Origin of the sequence: Gottfriedia sp. S16(2024), from assembly GCF_050473765.1 — a bacterium.
Classification (GTDB): Bacteria; Bacillota; Bacilli; order Bacillales; family Bacillaceae_G; genus Gottfriedia.
This window is the reverse complement of sequence record NZ_JBFLUO010000001.1, coordinates 1842339-1868592: the sequence shown is the minus strand read 5'-3', so window position 1 is coordinate 1868592 and position 26254 is coordinate 1842339. Positions and strand designations below refer to the sequence as shown.

Annotated in this window: 23 protein-coding genes and 1 riboswitch; of the genes, 7 read left to right on the top strand and 16 right to left on the bottom strand. The window is 33.0% G+C overall.

Annotated elements, in window-relative coordinates:
* Nucleotides 1–115: 115 nt before the first annotated feature.
* The 10 genes from AB1282_RS08770 to sufC form a co-directional block, all read right to left on the bottom strand.
* On the bottom strand, nucleotides 116–418 hold the full coding sequence (locus AB1282_RS08770; RefSeq protein ID WP_056468738.1) for a YunC family protein: 303 nt from the start codon (nucleotides 416–418) through the stop codon (nucleotides 116–118).
* Nucleotides 419–490: 72 nt separating this feature from the next.
* Nucleotides 491–1894 carry a bifunctional metallophosphatase/5'-nucleotidase gene (locus tag AB1282_RS08765; protein WP_056468741.1) on the bottom strand — a complete coding sequence of 468 codons (1404 nt, stop codon included), beginning with the start codon at nucleotides 1892–1894 and terminating at the stop codon, nucleotides 491–493.
* Nucleotides 1895–1912: 18 nt separating this feature from the next.
* Nucleotides 1913–2734, bottom strand: a complete 822-nt coding sequence (locus tag AB1282_RS08760) for a sulfite exporter TauE/SafE family protein (RefSeq protein WP_056469030.1) — start codon at nucleotides 2732–2734, stop codon at nucleotides 1913–1915.
* Nucleotides 2735–2864: 130 nt separating this feature from the next.
* The gene (locus AB1282_RS08755) at nucleotides 2865–3389 is read right to left on the bottom strand and encodes a DinB family protein (protein WP_429898912.1); all 525 of its coding nucleotides are present in this window, start codon (nucleotides 3387–3389) and stop codon (nucleotides 2865–2867) included.
* 186 nt (nucleotides 3390–3575) lie between these two features.
* Nucleotides 3576–7844, bottom strand: a complete 4269-nt coding sequence (locus AB1282_RS08750) for a S8 family serine peptidase (RefSeq protein ID WP_429898911.1) — start codon at nucleotides 7842–7844, stop codon at nucleotides 3576–3578.
* A gap of 403 nt (nucleotides 7845–8247) precedes the next feature.
* Nucleotides 8248–9645 (bottom strand): Fe-S cluster assembly protein SufB, encoded by a 1398-nt coding sequence (gene sufB / locus AB1282_RS08745; protein ID WP_056468751.1) that lies wholly within the window; start codon nucleotides 9643–9645, stop codon nucleotides 8248–8250.
* 46 nt (nucleotides 9646–9691) lie between these two features.
* On the bottom strand, nucleotides 9692–10141 hold the full coding sequence (sufU, locus tag AB1282_RS08740) for a Fe-S cluster assembly sulfur transfer protein SufU (protein WP_025671513.1): 450 nt from the start codon (nucleotides 10139–10141) through the stop codon (nucleotides 9692–9694).
* Nucleotides 10131–11351 (bottom strand): cysteine desulfurase, encoded by a 1221-nt coding sequence (locus tag AB1282_RS08735; protein WP_056468753.1) that lies wholly within the window; start codon nucleotides 11349–11351, stop codon nucleotides 10131–10133. Before AB1282_RS08735 ends, sufU begins: the two co-directional genes overlap by 11 nt.
* Nucleotides 11351–12658, bottom strand: coding sequence for a Fe-S cluster assembly protein SufD (gene sufD, locus AB1282_RS08730; RefSeq protein ID WP_056468756.1), 1308 nt, complete (start codon nucleotides 12656–12658; stop codon nucleotides 11351–11353). The genes AB1282_RS08735 and sufD overlap by 1 nt, the downstream gene beginning before the upstream one ends.
* A gap of 19 nt (nucleotides 12659–12677) precedes the next feature.
* Nucleotides 12678–13463, bottom strand: a complete 786-nt coding sequence (gene sufC / locus AB1282_RS08725; RefSeq protein ID WP_056468759.1) for a Fe-S cluster assembly ATPase SufC — start codon at nucleotides 13461–13463, stop codon at nucleotides 12678–12680.
* Nucleotides 13464–13706: 243 nt separating this feature from the next.
* On the opposite strand from sufC, the gene AB1282_RS08720 reads away from it, so the two are divergent.
* Nucleotides 13707–13952 carry a DUF2164 family protein gene (locus AB1282_RS08720; protein ID WP_056468762.1) on the top strand — a complete coding sequence of 82 codons (246 nt, stop codon included), beginning with the start codon at nucleotides 13707–13709 and terminating at the stop codon, nucleotides 13950–13952.
* A gap of 632 nt (nucleotides 13953–14584) precedes the next feature.
* Here AB1282_RS08720 and AB1282_RS08715 read toward each other — a convergent pair.
* Nucleotides 14585–15301, bottom strand: coding sequence for a DUF3298 and DUF4163 domain-containing protein (locus tag AB1282_RS08715; RefSeq protein WP_429898910.1), 717 nt, complete (start codon nucleotides 15299–15301; stop codon nucleotides 14585–14587).
* A gap of 108 nt (nucleotides 15302–15409) precedes the next feature.
* On the bottom strand, nucleotides 15410–16513 hold the full coding sequence (locus tag AB1282_RS08710) for a serine hydrolase domain-containing protein (protein ID WP_429898909.1): 1104 nt from the start codon (nucleotides 16511–16513) through the stop codon (nucleotides 15410–15412).
* 355 nt (nucleotides 16514–16868) lie between these two features.
* Between AB1282_RS08710 and dltX the strand changes: the two genes are divergently transcribed.
* The 6 genes from dltX to AB1282_RS08680 all read left to right on the top strand — a co-directional run bounded on the left by dltX (nucleotide 16869) and on the right by AB1282_RS08680 (nucleotide 22817).
* Complete coding sequence (gene dltX / locus AB1282_RS08705) at nucleotides 16869–17012, top strand: teichoic acid D-Ala incorporation-associated protein DltX (RefSeq protein ID WP_082459405.1); 144 nt, start codon at nucleotides 16869–16871, stop codon at nucleotides 17010–17012.
* A gap of 11 nt (nucleotides 17013–17023) precedes the next feature.
* A complete protein-coding gene (gene dltA, locus AB1282_RS08700) occupies nucleotides 17024–18538 on the top strand; it encodes a D-alanine--poly(phosphoribitol) ligase subunit DltA (RefSeq protein ID WP_429898908.1) in 1515 nt (504 codons plus the stop codon).
* Entirely contained in the window at nucleotides 18535–19686 is a 1152-nt protein-coding gene (gene dltB / locus AB1282_RS08695) for a D-alanyl-lipoteichoic acid biosynthesis protein DltB (protein ID WP_429898907.1), read from the top strand. The genes dltA and dltB overlap by 4 nt, the downstream gene beginning before the upstream one ends.
* 15 nt (nucleotides 19687–19701) lie before the next feature.
* On the top strand, nucleotides 19702–19941 hold the full coding sequence (gene dltC, locus AB1282_RS08690; protein WP_056468776.1) for a D-alanine--poly(phosphoribitol) ligase subunit 2: 240 nt from the start codon (nucleotides 19702–19704) through the stop codon (nucleotides 19939–19941).
* A complete protein-coding gene (gene dltD, locus AB1282_RS08685) occupies nucleotides 19938–21155 on the top strand; it encodes a D-alanyl-lipoteichoic acid biosynthesis protein DltD (protein WP_286131625.1) in 1218 nt (405 codons plus the stop codon). Before dltC ends, dltD begins: the two co-directional genes overlap by 4 nt.
* A 690-nt stretch (nucleotides 21156–21845) precedes the next feature.
* Nucleotides 21846–22817: a 2-hydroxyacid dehydrogenase family protein gene (locus tag AB1282_RS08680; RefSeq protein ID WP_429898906.1), complete on the top strand. Its 972-nt coding sequence runs from the start codon at nucleotides 21846–21848 to the stop codon at nucleotides 22815–22817.
* Nucleotides 22818–22993: 176 nt separating this feature from the next.
* Here the strand turns inward: AB1282_RS08680 and metQ are convergent, their stop codons facing one another.
* The 4 genes from metQ to AB1282_RS08660 form a co-directional block, all read right to left on the bottom strand.
* On the bottom strand, nucleotides 22994–23815 hold the full coding sequence (gene metQ / locus AB1282_RS08675) for a methionine ABC transporter substrate-binding lipoprotein MetQ (protein WP_082459406.1): 822 nt from the start codon (nucleotides 23813–23815) through the stop codon (nucleotides 22994–22996).
* 22 nt (nucleotides 23816–23837) lie between these two features.
* Entirely contained in the window at nucleotides 23838–24506 is a 669-nt protein-coding gene (locus AB1282_RS08670; protein WP_390310320.1) for a methionine ABC transporter permease, read from the bottom strand.
* A 1-nt stretch (nucleotide 24507) separates the two neighbouring features.
* Entirely contained in the window at nucleotides 24508–25512 is a 1005-nt protein-coding gene (locus tag AB1282_RS08665; protein WP_056468784.1) for a methionine ABC transporter ATP-binding protein, read from the bottom strand.
* A gap of 139 nt (nucleotides 25513–25651) precedes the next feature.
* Nucleotides 25652–25762: riboswitch (SAM riboswitch) on the bottom strand.
* Nucleotides 25763–25839: 77 nt separating this feature from the next.
* A complete protein-coding gene (locus tag AB1282_RS08660; protein ID WP_056468787.1) occupies nucleotides 25840–26202 on the bottom strand; it encodes a hypothetical protein in 363 nt (120 codons plus the stop codon).
* Nucleotides 26203–26254: the final 52 nt, after the last annotated feature.

Sequence of the window (26254 nt, the reverse complement as noted above, 5' to 3'; positions counted from 1 at the left end):
CAACAATTTTTTAATTAAATATATGGTTCTTCATTACAGTTAATACATTGTAATAATCGATTTTTTTGGGCATTCGTTTACAAATGAAGCCACTAAAAAAATTTAGTGGCTTATTTTATATCATCTTTAATAATGCGTCTTTTCCAATCATTCCTTTTTGAATACCTAATTTTTCTGCTTCAACAGTGATAGACTCTAAAGGCGCATTTAATAATTCTTCTATTGTTTTTACACCAACTGCTCGGCCTGCAATAATTTGACGGTCGCGCAATTTTTCATTTAATAAAGCTACATCTAATGCTCCGCACATAATATATCCCTTATCATTCATAACGACTAATAATGTAGTTTTTGGAAGTAAAACCGTAACAGCATTAAATGTATGATTATCTATTTTAATTGGGCTTAAATTGATCAAGTTCAACGCTCCTTTCTCATTCTAAAATATGAGAAAAAAACAAAAGTGAAACCTGTCTAAACTTGATAAATTTTAGACACTTTTTAAAGCCCCAAATAACACGTCACGAATAAATTCAGGCATAAAAAATCTTTTATGACTAGCATCACGAATTGTAGGAATTAAATGGCCAAACGTAAATAAATCCAAAGTTCCGATCGTATACATTCGGCTTAAATCTAACATTTCTCCATTAATAAATAATTCTTCTTGATAAAAATGTCTTTTCTTATCCCTTTTAACAAAAGTGATTCCATCGTAAACCATTTTTCCAATTACTTTACCTCTAAATCCAAAACCTTTCATCTTCAAATGAGTCAACTCTTTATCTTCACAGCGATTTAAAACATCTAGTAATTCCTTACCAGACAAATTAACAACACAAGGATTAATAGGATGTGGGCATATTCGATGAATGTCACCCTTTGTAACAAGTCCATGCGATAAGCCATCAAGTAAAATACCCGAATTTAATATACTGATATCTGATTTTGTCCATTGGCGAAGTGCATTCGCTAATAATTTCAGCAATGGACTATCTTTAAACCAATTCACATGCATGTCACTCGGTAGATGTGTCACTGGTTCACTTAAAATTTCTTCACTTAATCTCATTAAATTAGCCAGCATGAGTTTCGTCACTTCATCTTGATAATCTTTAGGGACTGTATGAACTTCAGTAACTGAAGCTTCAGTATTCATTATACTTTTCGTCTCTTTATTTACAGTAATTAAAACCTCGCCTAAATAGTTACCGTGTTTACCTGTTCCACAAAGTAAAGTTTCACCAGCATACTCCCCATTTGGAAATAGATGGTGAGTATGTGCGCCTAAGATAATATCGACTCCTGAAAATTGTTCAGCAATTCTCTGATCGTCTCTCATACCTAAATGAGAAAGTATTATGACAATGTCAGATTGCGCTTTGACAATTGGAAGGACGCTATTTAACATGTCAAACGGATCTTTTATACTCCATCCTAAAGTTTCATAAAACACAGGATAAGCGACTGTTAATCCAATTACTCCTAGCTTTACTCCATTTTTTTCATATATTTCAAAAGGCTTGCTGATACTCTCGGTACCTTCATCTGTAATGGCTAAATTACCAACTAATACATCAAACTTTGCATCTTCGTAAAGATTTAACAACTCACCTTTAGATAAGGTAATTCCTTCATTATTACCTATTGTAATTGCATCAAACTTTGCATCATTTAAAAGTTTCACATTACCCTTTCCTAAAGTGGCCTCAGAGATTGGATGAAATCGATCAACGAAATCACCAATATCAAAAGTAAGTGTGGCCTCCCCTTTTCCTTTGGCTAATTCTCTTTTAGACTTCAACAAACCGACAATTGTTGGCCACGTTTCGAAGTGGCTGTGAATGTCATTTGTATGGAACAACCGAATATTTATAGATTGATTTGTTTCCATTGTTCCACCATCCTTTTTTTAAATATTTTCTATAATTAATTTTATGCCATAAAATAACACGACTAACCTTAAAATTAATGCGATTGTTTCAGTTTTTAATTTTTGATTAATATACGCTCCAATTTTCCCACCAAACCATGCGCCAGGAATAAGTAAAAGAATGTAATAGAAATTTACTTCTCCTAATGTGATGTATGAAATTGAGCTTCCAAGTGTCGTAAACATAACGACAAACATTGAAGTCGCTACAGCTAACTGAGGTGGAAAACCGAATAAAAACGCCATCATTGGTACTAACAATATTCCTCCACCAATTCCAAATAAACCTGAGATGATCCCGATACAAATAGACAATGAAATCGCCAATGGAAGACTATAGCTATATGTATATGCCTCGCCTTCATCATTTGTAAATGTTCGTATAATACCCTTATGTAATTCCTTTGATTTTCTATTTAATTTTGCAGAAACAAATAGAAAGACTGATATACAGATTAAAAATATCCCAAAAAATAAAGTAAACCGCTCAGTATTTAAAAGCGAATTGATGTAAGTACCTAGTAAGCTACCAGGAACACTACCTATTAAAAATAAAATGCCACTCTTATAATCGATTCGTTTTTGCTTATGATACGAAAGGGTGGATGAAAGCGAAGAAAACACAATTGTAATCAGTGAAGTTCCAACTGCAACATGAATTGGCACAGTCGAAAAAGCGGATAAAAAGTGATCAATATTAAGTAGCATTGGAACAATAATAATTCCTCCGCCTAAACCAATCAATGATCCGACTGTTCCTGCAGCGAGTCCTATACTGATGAGTATAAGAATTTGTAGAATGATATCCAACCTAAATTTCTCCCCTTTATAAATACACTAAACATCTATCTTCTCTATATTTTAAATAATAGTTTAACACAAAAAAACTCGGATTTCCCCGAGTATGAATAATACCATTTATAAACACTGGCTATTGTTTTAATATACTTAAATTTGCAATCCAAGGTCCTACGTCAGTTTTATATCTTTTTGCCATCACTCTTGTAATTTGAGCTATATGGGTTAGATCATGTACGACAAAAGTAGATAGTAATTCTCTTAATTTAACTGTTCCAAGATCTGGATGAACCCCTTCTAATTCTAGGTGTAAATTAGGGTCAACCAATGATTGTAATTTTGTAATATTTTCTGCTCTTAAATTTTTGAATTCTAGTAATCTTTCTTCTACTGATTTTTCATGTTTTTCATTTAAATGCGAAAAACGATCGAATGGCGGGAAATGGTTGTTTCCTTCTTTGTTAAGTATGCTGTTCAATCTTGGAATCCAATTTGTTTTTTCACACTCAATTAGATGGTCGATTACTTCAGAAGCATTCCATGTTCCTTCACCTTCATTGCTACATAGCCAAGATTCAGATAAACCTGACAAAAGGGACTCTAATGATTTGGGTGTTCTTTCTAAAACTTCAATCGCTTCTTTAAGGTTAAAATTCATAAAAAAACTCCTCCCACACTAAAATATAAATTCCTTTAACAACATCTCGTGACCTTTCAAGTTAAATTTTACCATAAAAAAGGTAACTAAATTAAAATCATGCTTATTGTTCCTAATAGAAAAAAGCATGGCAAGATTGCCATGCTTTTAAGTAGGAGAGTCCCTAAAGAATGATAAAGTTAACGTCTATTCCATCTTCTCCAACTCTGCTTTGACTTTTTCTAATGTCAAACCTTTATATTTTAATTTCGGACTTGGAGCATTCGTCATTGACGGATTTTTTAACTTGTAATTTTTTTCAATAAATGCAAAGTCTGTCAGATCAACCTTGCCATCAAAATTAATATCTGCAGCACGCTTATTCGTACCCCAATATGTTTGCATATAAATTGCGTCCATAACGTCAACGACTTGGTCACCGTTCACATCACCGGCTTCTAATTGCACTTCACCATAAATATTGTTCCATTCGCCACGATACTGATCGCCTGCTTGTTTAAATAATGTAAATGGTCTGCTATATTTAAAATGCCCTGGAACATGAATAGTGAACATCATTTCTTTATTTGTGACAGGCAATTTAATTGTTGCTTTAGGCCACAGGTATGTCCCATAAGCTGGTGAAGTTATAGGATAAGAAGTTATAGTGCCATTGTATAATTTGTTGTTTGCATCTGTAACATATGCACTCGCACCTATATTTGTATAGTCCCTCATGTTTAAATTTCTTCCATCATACGTGTAATGTAACCCTTCAGCAATTGGAGAAAATGTTAATTGTGAGAATGATGGTTTCACATAAGATTCCACCGATAAACTAGGAATAGAGATTTCCGCTTTATCTGTATTCACATAAGTAGAAGTAAGATTTTGCAATTGTAAAATCCCTTCATAATAATCTTCATTCTTTACTTTTACCTTAACGTCTACCATTGGAGTTGTTCCAGTTATACCATCTGTGTTATTTATTGCTAGATGGATCGAATGTTTATTCAGTTCTCCATTACTAGTTAATTCTTTATGTTCTAACTGTACGTTAGCTTTTTTCAGTAATTCTGGACGTATTGTTACATTTTCTATTTCAAAATTTTTATTTAAATAATCAAAAGTAAATGTTTGATCATTTACTTTTTTTACATTATTTGCTGTTAGTGTATAAGTAACTGTATCTCCCATCGTTGGGTTAACCTGATCTGGCTTAGCATCTACATATTGCGTGCCTTTTTTTACAAAATAGGTTACGTGTGCGTTCGGATAATCAACTGCACTTGATACACCTACACCAAAGAAACGAACTGGAAGAATTGGCACCGTATCATCAATTGGCATATTCGCATTAAACGTACCATCTGGATTTAAAGGAACAAAACCATTTGCAGTATTTGCTGTTTTGTCTGGTTTTAGTAAATCTCTATTATAATAAAACGCTACTTTATTTGCAGATTGATCTCTAGTAAAACCATATTCATTCATCGTTTTAATATTTTCTTCGTCAATTGATCCCGAAACTAATACTGATTTTTGTCCATCTTCATATTCGTAAACACCATGAGGAAGAGAAGTGATATTAAATTTTGGCGCCGTATTATCTACAAATAAGTAAGTGTCAGAACTAAATGTATTCCCTTGATCGTCCGTTGCAATTGCCCTAAATTTATAGTCTCCATGCTTAACAAATTCTGAAAAATGATCAAACTGAGTTGACATATATTCAGCATCAGAAGAAAACGGCTTACTTTGATCACCTGTAAATGGTGTACTAAAGCCTAAGTTTGCAGAATTATAATTTGTACTTGGATTTAAAGCATTTCCACTAATATATCCTGAATGTCCCAAGATTTTGTTAGTTTTTGGATCCAAATATAAGAAATCAATTCGTTTAACATGTCCTTTTAATTTAAAGTTTACAAAAAAACCGCTTACTGAAAATATACTTTGATCGAAAGTGGCGTTTGCAGCAACTGCATGCGATCCTAAAATGTCAAATGCTTCAAATTTGTTTTCTTCATACGTTACACCAAACGGTATTTGGTACACTTCAGATGGGTTATTCCTGTTAGTATAGATTACATACCCTTCATAGATACCTGTTTCTGCTGTTTTTGGAATCGATAAAAACACGGATTGTTTTTTACTACTATTACCATTTACTTTTATAGAATTTTCGGTTAGAACCTTCACTCCGTTTTTCTCTGCGTCTTTTGATCCTCTTAAATCTGTTTGATATTGTACTTTCACATCAAATGTTTTAGCTTTTTCCCCGTTGTTACTAATCTTGACAGAACGTGAATCTGAAATGTCTTCACCTGTTAAAACTGCTCGCCCGAAGCTAAGGCCACCAGTTTCATCATTAATTACCTTCGTTTCTCCATTTTCAATCATATTTGTTTTATCTTTTACTGTAATTTCTATAGTTGAATGAACCGCTTCATATGGATCGACACGTCCTGCGCCTTGCTCAAAAACACTATATGGTTTACTTAATGAATCTGCAGTATTCATTAAAACACTCTTAACATCGGACGGTTGCAAATTAGGATTTTCTTCTAGTAAAAGAGCAGAAATACCAGTAACAACAGGAGCTGCCATTGATGTGCCCGATAAACGTGCATAAGCATACTCATAGTCGTCCCCTTTATCACCATTTACTACATCGGAAGGAACAGTTGACATCATGGACACACCTGGTGCAACTACTTCTGGTTTTATGTCATAATTTGTCCTACTTGGTCCTCGAGAACTAAAAGTAGCCAAATTATCACCTTGTAATTTTAATTCCTTCATCTCTCCAAAAGTAAAGTTATTTTGCCCATTATCTACCTTTGACTTTAACGCTAGACCGTCTGCATTACTTAATGAAAACGTTGGGATGTAATTTTGGCCTTCTGCTAAATAGGCAGGAATATGACCTTCTGCCGCATTATCATTAAACAAAAGCACAGCAGCTGCACCATTATTTTTTGCTTCTGTAATTTTATTAGCTAGCGGAATACCCTTCCCACGGCTTATTAAAGCAATTTTACCTTTTACATCGATTCCTGCAAAATCAGCTGCTGCACCCATGCCAGCATATACAACAGGAAGTGATTTTCCTTTAAGGTAATTTATATCATCTTTATAGCTAAACGCAATTGCACGTAAATCTGCAGTGACTGTGTCTAGTATCCCTTTATAGCTTGCTATGGAAACAGGTACATCACTTGCACCTACAGTAATTGCTAATGCTGAAGCACCCGGTGTACCTAACGAATACATTCCATCCCCAGAATTACCAGCAGATAGAACTACCGTTACTCCATTTAAAACAGCATTATTTACCGCTATACTTAAAGGCTCCATTGGATTATTTGTAGCGGAGCCCAATGACATATTAATAACGTCCATCCCATCCTCAGTAGCTTTATCTATTGCAGCAATAATTCCATTAGTCGGACCCGATCCATATGGACCTAATACTCGATATGCATATAAATCAGCACCCGGGGCAATACCTGTTGTAGCATATTTACTGTTATTTGCACCTCGACCGCCTATCGTACCAGAAACGTGCGTACCGTGTTCCGTATAATATGTACCATTGGCGTTTTTTTCTGCCTTTCCTGATTTCTTCCAATCCTCATATGTAGTTTCCATTGGATCATTATCATTATCTACAAAATCGTATCCACCTTTATAGGCCGATTTTAAATCCGGATGGTTATAATCCATACCAGTATCTAAAATTCCTACTTTAATTCCTTTACCTGTATGGCCTTCAGCATGTAACTTGTCCACTTGTAAATACGAGCGCTCATCAGCCATTCCTAACCCCATTTGTTCTGGAGCAATATCTTTAGCCTGAACTGGTGGTTCTGCCTTTATTTCTACATCGCTATAAACAGCTTTAACAGCTTCCGATTTTAATAAATTTTCAACTTGATTTGCAGGAAGTTTCATTGAAATACCATTAAATGTTGTTTTAAACGTGCGATTTACTTTGTATGCAGATGCTTTCTTAGTTCCTTTTGCCGATAATACTTTTAATAAATCATTGTTAAAAGAAGCATGTGAATCATCTACTAATTTGTCCGCTTCCTTTTCATCTAAAATTTTCCCTTCCGTTGCTGCTTTTAATACTGCGGCTTTAGTTGTAGGTTGTTTAAATTCAACTATAACGGAGATCTCTTCTGAACTATTTTTGTCAATATTTTGTGCTAAGTGTAAACCCGTTTCATTGATTGATTGCAAGTTTACTAGGGCTTTCTTTTGTTCGGAAGTTAAACTATTAAGTAATTTCTCTGTTTGATTCAAACTACTAGACGTATTTTCTTGTTGTAAATTACTGAATATAACTTGTTGAGTTGACGTAGTTGCATGGACTTTAGAAGAGGTACTCAAATACGAAGCTATTAAACTGCTAGAAGCTAAACCTACTCCTAGTGCAACGGTTGAAACCTTTTTTAATTTCCTTTTCATGCTTTCAATTCACTCCTCAATAATAAAATATAGATGAGGAAAATTGAATGGCTCAATTTTGAAAATAGGGGTTACTAATAACTTCTTTTGAAGCTTAGTAGTTTCTAATTGAAATTTTTTCCATTCAATTTTCATACAATTCGAATTATATAGATTATTAATGTATTACTCAATCGTGTTAAGTCGTGTTATTTTAAGGTCAAAATGCTAATAATATGCTATAATTTCAATCACTTTTAACAGAACTCGACATGATTCTTTCAATAATTAACACGACTAAAAGAACCAATGAAAAAAACTAATGCATCCAATGGTTCTATACCTATTCTTAAATTTCATATAAAATTCAACCTCAAAAAACCCTGTTACCAATTGGCAACAGGGTTTATCTTTATTCAATGGATTAACCAATAGAACCTTCCATCTCGAATTTAATCAGACGGTTCATTTCAACTGCGTATTCCATTGGTAATTCTTTTGTAAATGGCTCAATGAAGCCCATTACGATCATTTCTGTAGCTTCTTGCTCAGAAATACCACGGCTCATTAAGTAGAATAATTGCTCTTCAGATACTTTCGAAACTTTCGCTTCGTGCTCAAGAGAAATATTGTCGTTTAAGATTTCGTTGTATGGAATTGTATCAGAAGTTGACGCATTATCCATAATTAACGTATCACACTCGATATTTGAACGTGATCCAGCTGCTTTACGACCGAAGTGTACGATACCACGATACGTTACTTTACCACCATGTTTAGAAATAGATTTCGAAACAATTGTAGATGAAGTATTTGGAGCTAAGTGAATCATTTTAGCACCAGCATCTTGGTGTTGTCCTTTACCAGCGATTGCAATAGAAAGTGTAAGGCCACGAGCACCTTCACCTTTAAGGATAACTGCTGGGTATTTCATTGTTAATTTTGAACCAATGTTTCCATCGATCCATTCCATTGTTGCATTCGCTTCACAAACAGCACGTTTCGTAACTAGGTTGAATACGTTATTCGCCCAGTTCTGAATTGTTGTATAGCGGCAGTATGCATCCTTCTTAATGATGATTTCTACTACTGCAGAGTGAAGTGAGTTTGTTGTATATACAGGAGCTGTACAACCTTCAACGTAATGAACATGTGCACCTTCATCAGCAATGATTAATGTACGTTCAAATTGACCCATATTTTCAGAGTTAATACGGAAATACGCTTGAAGTGGCGTATCAACTTTAACACCTTTTGGTACGTAGATGAATGATCCACCAGACCAAACAGCTGAGTTTAATGCAGCAAATTTGTTATCAGTAGGCGGAATTACTTTTCCAAAGTGCTCTTTGAAAATTTCTTCATGCTCACGTAATGCTGTGTCTGTATCAGTAAATAAGATACCAAGATCAGTTAAATCTTGTTTCATGCTGTGGTAAACTACCTCAGACTCATACTGTGCAGATACACCAGCTAAATACTTTTGTTCTGCTTCAGGAATACCCAATTTATCAAAAGTATTTTTGATTTCTTCAGGTACTTCATCCCAAGACTTTTCTGTTTTCTCTGATGGTTTTACATAGTAAGTAATTTCATCAAAGCGTAAATCAGACATGTCTCCACCCCATTGAGGCATTGGCATATCATAGAAATATTGTAAAGATTTTAAACGGAAATCTAACATCCATTGTGGTTCATTTTTCATACGTGAAATTTCTTCAACGATTTCCTTTGTTAAACCACGCTCTGAACGGAAGATTGATACGTCACGGTCATGAAAACCATATTTATAATCACTAATATCCGGCAAATTAGTAGACATTATTCATACTCCCTTCTAATAGAAGAGTAGGATTAAGCTCAGAGGATTATTCCTCTGATTTTAAGCCCTTCTCCATCGCTTTCCATGCAAGTGTTGCACATTTAATTCGTGCTGGAAACTTCGAAACACCTTGTAGTGCTTCAATATCATCTAAATCAATTGATTCATCGTATTCTTTTCCAAGCATCATATCTGAAAATATTTGAGCAAGCTGTAGAGCTTCCTCTATTTTTTTACCTTTAATTGCGTGAGTCATCATTGAAGCTGACGCCATTGAAATTGAACATCCTTCACCGTCAAAACGCGCATCTGATACTATTCCATCATCAACCTTTAAACGAAGTTCAATGCGATCACCACAAGTAGGGTTATTCATGTTTATTGTTACATCGTTTTCTGATATTGCCCCTACCCCTTTGTTACGAGGGTTTTTATAATGGTCCATTATCACGCGACGATATAAAGCATCTAGATCAATGTTTCGATTAATAGACATCGCTGAAATACTCCTTCGTTTTAACTAATCCTCTTACAAAAGCATCTACATCTTCTTTTGTATTATACAGATAAAAACTTGCACGAGCAGTAGCAGATACCTTTAACCATCTCATTAATGGCTGAGCACAGTGATGGCCAGCTCGAACAGCAATTCCCTCTACATCTAATACAGTTGCAACATCATGTGGATGCACATCTTCCACATTAAACGTTACTAGCCCTGCACGATGCTTCGGACCATAGATTGTTACTCCTTTTACAGTAGATAACTGTTCAAGTGCATAATTCGCAATCTCATGTTCATGCTTTTCGATATTATCCATACCGATTTCAGTTAAGAAATCAATAGCAGCGCCTAAACCAACTGCACCAGCAATGATAGGAGTTCCACCTTCAAATTTCCATGGTAGTTCTTTCCAAGTAGAATCTTGTAAGTCAACAAAATCAATCATTTCCCCACCAAATTCAATAGGTTCCATGTTTTCAAGAAGATGTTTTTTACCATAAAGTACACCAATACCCGTAGGAGCACACATTTTATGACCTGAAAATGCGTAAAAATCGCAATCTAAGTCTTGAACGTCGACCTTCATATGTGGAGTACTTTGTGCACCATCAACAAGCATGATTGCTCCATTTTGATGAGCAATTGCTGCAATCTCTTTAACAGGGTTAATTGAACCAAGTACGTTTGAAACGTACATAATCGCAACTATTTTTGTATTTGAGTTAATTATAGCTTTTGCTTGCTCAACGCTGATTGAACCATCTTCTTCTAATGGTATATATTTTAATGTTGCGCCAGTAGCTTTTGCAACTTGTTGCCAAGGAATAATATTACTGTGATGTTCCATATAAGAAATCACAATTTCATCTCCAGCTTTTAAGTTCGTTCTTCCGTAGCTAGCAGCAACTGTATTAATTGCAGTAGTTGTGCCTCTAGTAAAAATAATTTCTTCAATTGATGATGCATTAATAAATTTACGAACTTTATCACGAGCTCCCTCGTATGCATCAGTAGCTTTTGTTCCTAGAGTGTGTACACCTCTATGAACGTTAGAATTATATTCTTTATAGTAGTTAGCAACAGCTTCTATTACTTGAACAGGTTTTTGTGAAGTTGCAGCACTATCCAGATATACTAAAGGATGTCCATTTACTTCTTGATTTAATATCGGAAAGGCTTCACGGATTGCTTTAACATCCATTACTTAACCTTCCTCTCAATTACATCAACAAGCATTTTTTTAACTTCTTCAATTGGTAATTCCGAAACTACAGGTGCTAAGAATCCGTGAATAACTAAGCGCTCTGCTTCTTTCTTCGGAATACCGCGACTCATTAAGTAGTACAGCTGAGTTGGATCTACTTTACCAACTGAAGCAGCGTGACCTGCCATAACATCATTTTCATCAATTAATAGAATTGGGTTCGCATCTCCACGAGCTTTTTCACTAAGCATTAATACACGTGAAGTTTGTTGTGCATTAGACTTAGAAGCGCCGTGTTCAATTTTCCCAATACCATTAAAGATTGAAGTAGCAGAATCTATTGATACACCATGTTTTAAGATCCAACCTTCAGATCCTTTACCAAAGTGAATAATGCTTGTTGTAAAGTTTTGAGTTTGCTCACCACGGCCTACAGTAACCATTTTCATGTCGCCGAAAGAACCGTCTCCAATTAGGTTTGTAACATTTTCGAAAACTGAGTTTCCATCGTTCATTAGACCAAGTGCCCACTCAATTTTGCTATCGCGACCAGCATGACCACGACGAACAACATAAGCAGTTACACCTTTTGCTAACGTATCAACAGCACCATAACGAACTTTTGCATTATCTAATGTAATTACTTCTGTAATAACGTTTACAACAGCCGCATCTAAATCAGCAGATGTAGAAACATAGTTTTCAACATAAGTAACTTCACTGTTTGCATCTGCAACAACAAGTACGTGGTTATATGCAGGTACGTTTTCGCCATCTACAACAAAAATAGATTGGATTGGTTTTTCTAATACTACATTTTTAGGAATGTATAAGAAAGCTCCACCATTTACTAATGCTGCATGTAATGCGATTAATTTATTTTCATCGACTTTTACAGCCTCTGTCATAAAATATTTTTTCACAAGATCTTCGTGATCTTTAATCGCCGTGTGTAAATCTACGAATACTACACCTTTTTCTTTTGCTTCAGAAGAAAGAGAGTGATATACAGCAGATCCATTATATTGTACATAAACTGATTGATCAGTGTCTTCATTTATTAAAGATGTTACTGACTCTGGTAATTGATCTTTTGTAGGAACATTTCCTGTTGTAACATTAAATTCTTTTCCAAAGAAATCCCATTTAGAGATATTTGTTTTATCTGGCTTTGGAAGAGAAAGTGATTCAGCTTTTGCTAGTGCATTTAAACGGAACTCTGTGAAATATGCAGGTTCATTTAGCAGTGCAGAAAGCTGCTTAACTGTTTCTTGACTAAATGGAATTGTAGTACCAGTTGTCATGAGAATCCCTCCTATCCGATTAAGCTTCTTGCCCAACAGTCTCGTCTTCGATACCTAATTCTTGTTTAATCCAGTCATATCCTTCAGCTTCTAAACGTGCAGCTAATTCAGGACCACCTGATTTTACAATACGACCTTGCATCATTACGTGAACGAAGTCAGGAGTAATGTAGTTTAATAAGCGTTGGTAGTGAGTGATGATTAAGCAACCAAACTCTTCTCCACGCATTTCGTTAACACCTTTAGAAACTACTTTTAATGCATCGATATCTAAACCTGAGTCAATTTCGTCAAGAATAGCAATTTTAGGTTGGATCATCATCATTTGAAGAATCTCATTACGTTTTTTCTCTCCACCTGAGAATCCTTCATTTAAGTAACGTTGAGCCATTTCTGGATCCATTTCTAAGAATTCCATGTTTTTATCTAATGTACGGATAAATTTCATTAATGAAATTTCATCGCCTTCTTCGCGACGTGCATTCATTGCAGAACGTAAGAAATCTGCGTTTGTTACACCACTAATTTCACTTGGGTATTGCATAGCTAGGAAAAGACCAGCTTGAGCTCGCTCATCAACTTCCATTTCTAAAACATCGTTGCCATCAAGCTCGATGCTACCACCGATTACTTCATATTTAGGATGACCCATAATAGCAGAAGATAAAGTTGATTTACCTGTACCATTTGGTCCCATGATTGCGTGAATTTCTCCACCTTTTACTTCAAGGTTTACACCTTTTAAAATTTGCTTTCCTTCAATTGCTACTTGAAGGTCTTTTATTTTTAATGTAGAAGCTCCCATTTTACACCCTCCATAATATTACATAAAAATTCTATAAAATAGAAAATGGCTATTTTAAGTTCATTCTCATTTTATTCTCATTCTAATCTTAAAGCAATTAAAAAGTATTTTCAAGCCGTGCCCTATTTTACCAAAAAAGTTTTATTACGTGTAACTTTTTTTCACAAAAAAAGAATAAATAGAGATACTATATATATAGGAAATAAAATATCTAATATCACAACTAAAAAAGAGGGGAATTTAATGTCTAAAACAACTAAGCTTTCACCAGATCAACAAAAATTTGCGATTACTCAACTACAAACATATTTCTTACAAGAAAGAGACGAAGAATTAAGTGAATTAAGTTCGATGTTGCTATTAGACTTTATTTCACAAAAACTTGGACCTATGTTTTACAATAAGGGAGTTGAAGACTCACAAAGATTTATGTCCGAACGGGTTGAAGATCTATATGCTTTATTATTAAAAGAACAGATTGAAGATTAAGTTGTTTTAGTAAACTTCTTTTCTTTTAGTTTTTAACGACCTTTAGCACACACTTTATTTTACGTACATACTCAATTTTAGATTATTCAATATTTATATAGTTGTTCAAATTATTCTTGCATTGTTAAAACAAATAAATGTTTTAATGCAGACTCTTCCATTATTTACGAAAAAACTAGATTTCATTAATCAAATTATCAAAAAAAAGAACCTTTTTACTATAATGAAGGTTCTTTTTAACTTTCTAATAAGGAATTTGACCAATTAAATAAAGTTGTATCTTGTTCATCAAAAAAAGATTATGATAAAAGATTAATTTAATATCCTTTACTTAGAGTAAAATAACGGTTTATTAATCAGTTTGTAATTCAAGTCAGATCGAACATTTTTAACTTCAAAAAAAACAATTAATATAGTTTGTTGATATATTAAATTTATTGAAATACATTTACTTCTAAAATCATTAATAGTTCCTCAAAACATCAATAACCTTTACATATTTCAACACTCTAAAGAAAAAAGGCTTTGTTCAATTAAATAAATTTACTTCCTTAACTATATTTCAAAAACATTAATTCATCCCTCGTATATATTCTCAAATGCGATTTTAAAACATGAGAAAAACGAATTTTTTATTGATAAACTTGCACAGGTATAAAGACTTCGGGCATACCAGCAGCATATGCAGCTACTTCATATTCTTTAAAGATTAATTTAATGCCCGCATGGTCAAATGCCCATAATCTATTTTTGTCACTTAAATCAATTTCGTTAGGAGATTTTATTAATACATATCCTTTATATTTCTTTTGTAATTGCTGATAAGCATATTCTTGTACGGATTTTGTATTTTCGTTTATTAACTTAGATAGTGGAACTACTTCACCTGTTTTCACGTCAAAATTAAATGTAGTTCCCACTGTCATCCCATGTGCTCCACCTGTATATGAATACTCATTATAAATAACACTTAATTTATCAAGATTATTGTATAGTATTTTATAAGTAAAAACATATTCATAAGGTCTCCACGGCCCTTGGCTAACATCCCATTTTGCCTTAGCTTCTTTCTCGTCTTCTAATAGCTTCAAACGATTACTATTCGCTAAATCAGCACCTTGTTTTAAAATACCATTGATCTTTTGTTGTGCGGTTGAATTAGAAGCTCCACTTATTTGTGGATACTTAATCGGTGCATCATTTAGTTTTTGTTCAGTAATTTTAATATGACGCGGTAATGGGTTTTCATTGATTCGAGCTTTAGTTTCCGCATTAACAAATTTAATAGAGCCCAAATTAATACTGCTAGTCATTATAATTAATAAGAAATAATATAGAAACTTTTTCACTAGACTCCTCCTATTTTCTTTATCAAAAAATAGTATGAGTATCTTTTAAATTATTTATGAAATATTTTATGAGAGTCTAAATACTTACAATCAATTAACAGACTGTTCTCAAGTCATTTTGTTAACTAGTTTAAATAAGTTCATTGCTATTTCATAAGTGTTTGGTTTCACCTTTTGACTATTAGAAAACACAATTACATATGTTTTTGAAACAGGATCGAAGACATTCATACAATTAATTCCTGGAACTACCCCACGATTGTATAAATACTTGCCTTTATTATAAAATCCGTAAGCATAATGGTTTTGATACGGCTTAATAAATTGAGTAAAACTTTTACTCAAAATAAGTTTATTTGAAATAAGTGCCTCGTCCATTTTTTGCAATCCTGAAACCGTTGCATAAATATCTCCACAGCCTAATAAATAATTAAAATTTGGGATTCGTAATTGCTGCGGATCATTTTTAGATTGAATTAATAAATAACCGAGAGCATGATTCCTTGTTTTATAAAAATCATTACCTTGTCCAATTTCAGTCATATTCGCTTTATCGAAAATATGTGTCTTTATATATTCTCCATAAGGAATTCCAGTTACTTTTTCAATAACATAAGCAAGTAAAATATAATTTGTGTCATTGTAATCCCATTTGTTCAACGGTTTATAATGTACATTTGATTTAACTATTTTCTTTATCAGATTCGATGATGAAATTGGATTAAATAGCTCTTTTTGTTTCTTAATCCCTGAAGTATGTGAAATTAAATGAAATAATGTTAATTTTGACCCATTTGGAAAGTCCGGTATGTATTTTGAAATCGGATCATTAAAAGATATTTTGCCTTCTTCTTTTAATTGCATTAACGACGTTGAAACAAAAAATTTAGAAATTGAGCCAACTGGGTAATAGGTATTTGGTTTGTTCGGTAACTGATTTGAGATATCTCGATAACCGTATCCTTTATTAAGGATATTTTCTTCATTCTTCCTTACAAGAACAACTCCGTTAAAATGAATTTGCTGTAAGTAGCGATCAATCTCTCCATTATTCTTATTTTGATCATTAGTAAAATCAACTTTATTCATCGAAGAGTGATTCGAAACTGTCACTTTCGAAGAGTTTTTATTCAAGATAAAACTACAAAAAGGAGACATAATTAAAACAGCTAAGAAACTAGGAATCAAGAACAAATAAATTTTTTTCATCATATACCGCTCTCCCATTTTGCAGGGTTAAGAGGATTTCCCTATATTCCCTCTTCCCCATTATTTTTACCTTACCCCTATTTTATTGTGCAATTTCTTAGTTCCAATCACATACTATCTTAAAGCTACTGTATCTAAAACTTTTAAATCGGAACGAAGAACAAAAATTCACTTCAATTACTTATCCTAATTGTATTAACAATCTTGTCCATTAATCTTTAAAATTTAATTAGAAAAAATTTACTTAAACCTTAATAATTTATTATCTGTTTGTAATTTTAAAAGGTGTTTTGTTAATTTTTCATCTATTTTTCGGTGTTATAATACGTCTAGCTAAAAATTAAGAAAGGGGAAACAAATGGGTAAAATCCATATTTTCCGTTCAAAGACTTTAAGGTTTTTATTTTATACTGCGTTTTATTTATCAATTTTACTTGCACTACTTTACCTATATGGATTTAAAGATTCATTTACTGGGACCTTTATATATAACGATTTTTAGGACGTGAGCTGATGAAATCAATTATTGAACAAATAGATTATTGGGCAATTAACACCCCAAACACGATCGCATTTCAAAATAGTGATTACTCTTTAACATATAAAACTTTAAAGCAACAATCAGATGCGATTGCTAGCTGGATGATTAAAAATAATTTTACGAATAAGCCTATTATTGTGTATGGGCATATGCAGACAGAAATGATTTCCATTTTCTTAGGAAGTGTAAAAGCAGGTTGTGCATATATTCCCGTTGATGAGTCTATTCCTTTTGAAAGACTCAAAAAAATGATTACTAATTCTGGAGCAACTTTACTAATTACACCAAAAGAAATTACTTTAGAGTTTGAATCCATTAAAATCATAAATTTTGGAGAACTACAGGAAATTATTGATTCTACTGATCTAGTCAATTCTTTAACTGATTTTAATGTTAAAGACGATGATACATTTTATATTATCTATACTTCCGGCAGTACTGGAGATCCAAAAGGTGTGCAAATTACTGAAAAAAACTTACGTAGTTTTACCGATTGGATATTGAAGGATTTTAATATACACAATGGACAACGATTTTTGAATCAAGCTCCATTCTCTTTTGATTTATCAGTAATGGATTTATATCCATCTTTATTGTCGGGTGGCACACTCATTGCTGTTGAAAAATCTTTGGTTGAGCGACCAAAAGTATTATTCGATTATTTAATGGAAAGTGATATTAAGGTTTGGACTTCTACACCTTCATTTATAGAGATGTGTATGATGAACCCAAATTTCAGCGAATCCCTACTACCAAACTTAAAGACTTTTCTTTTCTGTGGTGAAGTACTATCGAATAATAGTGCTAAACAGCTTTTATCTAGATTTCCTAATGCCGAGATTTATAATACTTACGGTCCAACAGAAGGAACAGTTGCTGTAACATTCGTCCAGATTACTGAGAAGGTCATAAACCAATATTCCCCATTACCGATTGGAACTCCGAAAGATGATACAATTATTTACATTATGGATGAATTAGGGAACCCACTTCCAGAAGGAGAAACAGGGGAAATTATTATAGCTGGTCCAAGTGTTAGTAAAGGGTATCTTAATAATCAATTAAAAACTGATGCAGCCTATTATCAAATAAATGGTATGCGCGCCTATAAAACAGGTGATTCTGGTTACTTTGATCACGGACTTTTGTTCTATAAAGGTAGGATCGATTTTCAAGTAAAGCTACATGGGTATCGGATTGAAATTGAGGACATTGAAAATAACATTAGAAGATTACCATTAGTCCATTCTGCAGTTATATTACCAGAGATGAAGGATGGTAAGTGTATCGATTTACATTGCTTAACAGTCGTTAAAGAACACGATTTCGAAAAGGAATATCATTTAACACGTTTTTTAAAACAAGAATTAAATAAATATATGCCGACTTATATGATTCCAAGAAAATTTAGTTACTTACAAAGCTTACCAATGACAACGAATGGTAAAGTTGATCGTAAAAAATTATTGGAGCAAACTTACCAATGATTCCTTACGGTAGTTTTACGTTTTTCGGTATTTTGTTTGTTCTATTAATCCCAGCAGTCATATTAGGCTTTTTAGGAAAAAGATTAACTAACTACACAACATTTCTTTCTTTTGTGTTTTTATTATTAGTCTTTTCCTCTTCTAAAATACAAACCTTCTATCTAGTTGCTTATATAATTTGGGTAGTTATTTTAATAAAAGGTTATAGTGTTTATCGGAAGAATGCGAACCATTCAACTGTTTATTACTTAAGTGTTTTTCTATCAATTTTACCTTTAATAATTGTAAAGGTTTCACCGATATTTGAAAGTGCTACACTTGTAGGCTTTTTAGGAATTTCGTATTTAACATTTAAAACAACACAAGTCATTATTGAAATTCGCGACCACAGTATAAAAGAAATAAGCATTGTTGATTTCTTGAAGTTTTTATTATTTTTTCCAACGATCTCCTCTGGACCAATTGATCGTTTCAGGAGATTTCAACAGGATTATCAAAAAAAGCTAACGGCTAGTGAATACCAGGAGTATTTTCAAATTGGCGTTCATAAAATTTTTATTGGTTTTCTCTATAAATATATAATTGGTTATTTAATTAACGTTCATATACTTGAAACACAGCTTGTTGTAGGGCATACTTTCGTCTCAAATCTAACGTATATGTATGCATATAGTCTGTACTTATTCTTTGATTTTGCAGGTTATAGTGCATTTGCAATCGGCGTTAGTTATTTAGTAGGTATTAAAACACCTGAAAACTTTAATATGCCATTCATTAGTCGAAATATAAAGGACTTTTGGAATCGCTGGCATATGAGCTTATCATTTTGGTTTCGTGACTATGTATATATGAGAATGGTATTCTTACTGACTAAGAAAAAAGTGATAAAAAATAGAAGAAATATATCATATATCAGTTACACTACTTTATTTTTACTAATGGGTGCATGGCACGGGATCCAACTAAATTACCTACTTTATGGTGTATACCAAGCCATATTGATGTGTAGTTTTGATTGGTTTGAACAATTCAATAAGAAAAAAAAGATTTGGAAAAATAATAAACTAACACATGTATTAGCGGTTATTATTACATTCCATTTTATTTGTTTCGGATTTTTAATATTTTCAGGACATCTAGTTAACTAAAGGAGAATGAGTATAATGGAAAATTTAAGAGCAGAAGTTTTAAAACTTTTAGCAGATTTATGTAATACAGATGAAGTGGTTGAAAATCCAGATATTCTGATTTTTGAAGAAGGATTATTAGATTCATTTGGTACAGTTAGCTTATTAGTTGAAATCGAAGAACAACTTGGTATCAACGTAACGATTTCTGACTTCGATCGTGAGGAGTGGGCAACACCAAATAAAATCATTTCGATTTTAGAGGCTAGAAAATGAAAAAAGTTCAATTTTTTGGGATGATAACAGCTATTTTAATTTTTTTACTAGCTTTGTATCTTCCAAATTCTTTTTACGAACTATTTATTACAAAAGAACGATTAAATAATACAGCAGCATCTTTAAATCCTGAAACATTTCAAGGGACTTTACTTCAAAGCAAAATGTTAAAAGACCCAAAATTTCTACCTATTTTTGGGTCTTCAGAACTTGCTAGAAGAGACCCCTTCCATCCTTCTAGATTTTTTATGGGAGAAAAAGATGAATTTACTCCCTATCTAATTGGTCGAGGGGGATCACAAAGTCTCGTTCATTTTCTTGATTTAGCATCTTTAGGTGATGGCATTAAAAATAGAAAAATTGTGTTTGTTTTATCTCCACAGTGGTTTATTCCACATGGGATTGATGATACTCATTTTTCACCTAATTATTCTGCGCTTCAAACTTATTCATTCGTTTTTAATAATACAATTGATATTTCAGTAAAGAGACAAATTGCAAAGAGACTTTTAACGCTGTCAATTATCAAAAAAGACTCTTTATTAGTAACTCAACTAGAATCATTTATTTCAAATAACAAAAAAATTAAATTCGAGGCTATGGCTGAAAAGCCGTTAGCTTACACATATTTTAAAATACTTGAAAAGAAAGATCTTTTTGATACCGTTATAATGGATCCAGATAAAAACTTCCGATTAAAAAAATCAAAATATGAAGATTTATCCTGGGATCGAGTAGCTCAAGTTGCCGATAAAATGGGCCAACGTGAATCAACTTCAAACCATTTCGGTATAATTAATAAATATTATAAAAAGCACATTCAAAACCGTCTTCTAGCATTAAAAAATTATAAACACGATAGTAACTATGGTGTATCGCCAGAATATGATGACCTTCAAATGGTATTAGCATTATTAAAAAAAGAGCACACAAAAGCGTTGTTTATCTCCGTTCCAGTAAATGGACCATGGTATGATTACGCTGGTTTCCCTAAAGAAGGTCGAGAAGTTTATTACAAAAAAGTAAAAAAACAAATTGAAGATTCTGGATTCCAAGTGGCTGATTTTTCTTCACATGAATACGATGAGTTTTTCCTAAAAGATACAATTCACTTAGGCTGGAAGGGCTGGGTATATGTAGATCAATCTTTAAATAAGTTTTATTCAGTAAATCATACACCCCCTTCTGCAAGTTTAAATCATAGATATCAATGACAAAAGCAGACTAATGTCTGCTTTTTTTTCATTGTGTTGAAATATAAAATAGTCAAACGGATATTAAGTGAATCTTATTACTATTTTTTTGTTATCTAATATTTATTTTAATGTTAATATGTTTAGCTGTTTTAAAATATCAACAAACTATAGTATTAATTATTCTTGAGAAATTAAAAATATTTTGAGCTAATTTTTAGAAAAACAATTTCAAATAATAGTTTAGTAAAATGTTCGATATTAATTGACCTATAAACTGATTAATAAATAACTGTTAGTTTATGCTAAGTAAAGGCTATTTGATTAGGTTTTTATTGTAGGCTTCTTTGAGATAAACAAGTTGATTGGAACGAAAGGGGTGCTCGACTCCTATGGGATATGCGGGAAGGCTGAGACCCCGCAGGCGGCGCGCCAAGGAGGCTAAAGAATCTCGCCCCATGGAAAGCGAGCATCCCTTAGTGGAAATCAATATCACTCTACTCCTTTTACGAAAATATGATAATTAATTGACAAGATTTTTTCTCAACAACGTGAAGCAGACTTGTGTCTACTTTTTTCATTGCAGACAGACATTAAAAATAAATAAATTCTTTAAACTACCAAATACTAAATTAAACAAAAACTTGAAACTTCATTTATAATAAAAACGATAACATTCAATTATTAAACTGTTGAAAGAAGGTTTCTAATTTGGCACATATCTTAGTAGCGGGAAAAATCCCAGAAAAAGCCGAGCAATTATTAAAAGATCATCATGTCATTGTTTATGAAAATGAGCAATTAATTACAGAAGATGAATTGTGTGAACTAGTTGGTGGGATAGATGCAATTTTAAGTTTACTATCCACTCCAATCACCAAAAGAGTAATTGATGCTGCTAAAAATGTAAAAATTATTGCTAATTACGGAGCAGGATTTAATAATATCGATGTAGATTATGCAACTAGTAAAGGCATTCATATTACAAACACTCCACTTGTTTCTACAGACGCAACTGCTGAGTTAACTTTTGGAATCCTCCTAGCTGTATCCAGAAGAATAGTCGAAGGGGACGAACTTTGCCGCACAATAGGTTTTGAAGGGTGGGCTCCATTATTCTTTAGAGGAACCGAAGTATCAGGAAAAACTTTAGGTATTTTTGGTTTCGGTAATATCGGACAAGCTGTAGCTAAACGAGCTAGGGCTTTTAATATGAATATTATTTATCACCAACCAAGAAGATTAAGTAATGAACTTGAACAAGAATTAAATGCCACTTACGTATCAATGGATGAACTTTTACAGACTTCTGACTATATTACCCTTCATTCTCCTTACAAGCCCGATCTACACCATTTATTTGGAAAAGAAGAGTTTTATAAGATGAAAGATACTGCATTTTTTATCAATGCAGCTAGAGGTCCTTTAGCGAACGAACAGGAATTAGTAGACGCATTAAAGGATGGCGTAATTGCGGGTGCGGCTCTAGATGTATTTGAATTCGAACCAAAAATAACAGAAGAGCTAAAATCACTTACAAATGTTGTATTAACACCTCATATCGGTAATGCAACATATGAAACTCGTGATGCTATGTCAGAAATAGCAGCTAAAAATATTATTGAGGTTATGGCTGAACGACCACCAATCTCACCTGTAAATCAAATTCTTGTGAAGAGCTAAATATAGAAAAGGGATGGACATAAGTTAGTTTAACTGACTTATGTCCATTCCCTTTTTTATTTATTTTATTAGCGATTTTCAGAATTTATTTGCAGTTAATAGTTTTTCAAAGCTTTATTCCCTATAGAAAAAAGAGGGTTCCCATAAAAATTCACTTGGGATACCCTCTCTGTTTATTATTGACTTACAGGTACTACAGCACCTTTATATTTTTTAATGATGAAATCTTGAATTTCTTTTGAGTGTAATACTTTTACAAGCTCTTTAATTTCTTTTTTATCTTTATCACCTTTACGAACTGCGATAATGTTTACATATGGAGAGTCTTTACCTTCTAAAGCAATAGCATCCTTCATTGGGTTTAATCCAGCATCAATTGCGTAGTTTGTGTTAATTAAAACTGCATCGCCTTCATTGTTTTGATATACTTTTGGAAGCATACCAGCGTCTACGTCAGCTTGGAATTTTAAGTGTTTTGGATTCTCAACAATGTCTTTAATTTGAGCAGTAGTTGGATCAATTCCAGCTTTAAGTTTAATTAATCCTTCGTGTTGTAATAAGCTTAACATACGACCATGGTCAGCTACTGAGCTACTCATGATAATTTTAGCTCCATTTGGAAGTTCATCTAAGCTCTTATATTTTTTAGAGTAAACTCCAATTGGCTCGATGTGGATTCCACCAGCGTTTTCAAATTTATAACCATTTTCTTTCATTTGAGACTCTAAATATGGAATGTGTTGGAAATAGTTTGCATCTAATTCTTTTGAAGCTAGTGCTTTATTTGGTAATACATAATCTTGGAATTTAACAATTTTTAAGTTAATTCCTTCTTTTTTAAGGATTGGTTTAGCTTGTTCTAAAATAACTGCGTGAGGTACATTTGATGCACCTACCACTAATTCTTTATTTTTATCTTCTCCACCTTTATTACATGCTGCTAAAGATAATGCTAAAACACCTGCTCCTAATAAACTTGCGATTTTTTTGAATTTCACTGTCAGTTCCTCCCTTATATGATTAAGCTCTTTTATCTATTTTCGTTGTTACTAAATCTCCAATAAACTGAAGAATAAATACAATTAATAAAATAATGACTGTCGCAACAAGAGTTACTTGGTTATTAGAACGTTGGTATCCTTCCATAAATGCTAGGTTACCAAGTCCACCTCCACCTACAACACCAGCCATTGCTGTATAACCAACAATTGCGATTGTAGTAACTGTTAAACCTGAAATAATTGCTGGTAAAGCTTCTGGTATTAATACTTTTACGATGATTGTAAAGGTACTAGCTCCCATTGCTCTTGCAGCTTCGATTACACCTTTATCAATTTCACGTAATCCGATTTCGACCATCCTTGCATAGAATGGTGCAGCACCAATAATTAATGCAGGTAATGCTGCTTTTGCTCCAAGCATTGAGCCAAGTATAAAGATCGTAAATGGAATTAATAAAATGATTAAAATGATAAACGGTATTGAACGAAAAATATTTACAAACGCTGCTAGGATTGTATTAAAAAATTTATTTTCAAGTAACTGGTCTTTACTAGTTAAAAATAAGAATAAACCTATTATTAGTCCAAAAATAAAAGTTGCAACCGCAGCAATTACAACCATGAATAATGTTTCTTGAGTAGCTACAAGCATTGCATCCCAATCAACATTCGGAAAAAGTTGTGTCATCTTATGCTACCTCCACTTCAACTTGTTTTGCTTCTAAATAAGCGATTGCTTCTTTGATGTTTTTTATGTCACCAACAAGTTGAATCTTCATTGTCCCATAAGAGCCTTCAGCAGTTTGAACAATTTTTCCTTGTAAAATGTTAATCTCAATATCAAAGTGCTTAACTACCTCAGAAATATGCGGCTGATCTGCTTGACCATTTTTAAAGGTTAGCTTGTAAGTATTATCCTTCCCATCACCTTGAGAAATTACTTCACCTTCATCATTGCCTTTGATTTGCGTCACAAATTTCTTTGTAATTGCTTGTTTAGGACGAGTAAATACATCAACAACATGGCCTTCTTCTACTACATTTCCGTTTTCCATTACTGCTACTCGTTGACAAATCTTTTGAATAACATGCATTTCATGGGTAATCAGAATGATTGTAATACCAAGCTGTTTATTAATATTTGTCAGTAAAGCCAATATTGAATCTGTTGTTTCAGGATCTAATGCAGAAGTCGCTTCATCACATAAAAGAACATCTGGGTTATTAGCAAGTGCTCTTGCAATTCCGACACGTTGCTTTTGACCTCCACTTAGTTCAGAAGGATAAGCATTTTCTCTACCTTCAAGTCCTACAAGTTTAATTAATTCTTTCGCACGATTAATGCTTTCCTTTTTTGAAACTTTAGCAATTTCAAGTGGGAAAAGTATATTTTCTAATACAGTTCTTGACCACAATAAATTAAAATGCTGAAAAATCATTCCTATTTTTTGTCTTGCTTTTCTTAACTGACTAGATGAGCATTTAGAGATCGATTGACCATTAATAATCACTTCACCTGATGTAGGGGACTCAAGTCCATTTAGCATACGTAATAACGTACTTTTCCCTGCGCCGCTATATCCGATCATGCCAAAAATTTCACCTGTTTCAATATTTAAAGAAACATTTTGTACTGCGGTAACTGTGCCCTTTTTACCTTTGTATGTTTTACTTACATTATTTATTTGAATCATACACTTGATCTCCTTTCAAAACATTCTAACAACTTATCTTTCAATTTTTTGTAAGTAAGTACTTTTTTAGTCGCATAAAACAAAAAAACCTTTCAACTCACATGAGTAGAAAGGTTTAACATACAAAAAGTATTCCTTTCTCTCATCTCTCAAAGCATATGCTTTGCAGGAATTAGCACCATTTCAATGACAATCATTGACGGTTGCTGGGTTTCACAGGGCACAGTCCCTCCACCTCTCTCGATAAGAGTTAACTTACGATCTATTAAGTTGTTTAACGTAATTTCTTTAACGTAAGTCCAATTCTACAAACTTAGACAGTAGTTGTCAACAATTTTCTAAAAGTTTTTTTTCGTTTTCTACACTTGTATATTGAAAAATCGTTTCCATTAGTAGTAATAATCGATAGTTCCCTTCAAAAGAAGCATCATTCAGTTTTAATAAAAGTCCTAACCTTTGCGAACCTGAATTTAGATATTCCCATCCATCTTTTGAAAAATTAACTCTAAGTTGCGGAATCGAACGATCAATTACCTCGATAAAAGGAGCCTTTTTACTTAACTTTATAAATACTTTTTCATTTAGGCAGTTTAATTCTACAATCCTTTCTTCGATTGGCAAAATGATTTGTAAATATTCCTTTTTTATAAATAAGTTTCTTGCTTGTCCTATCCACTCCTTGATATCCATAATAAACACCTCTCCCGATTTCTTTAATCTTATTTTCTCATAGATAAGAGGT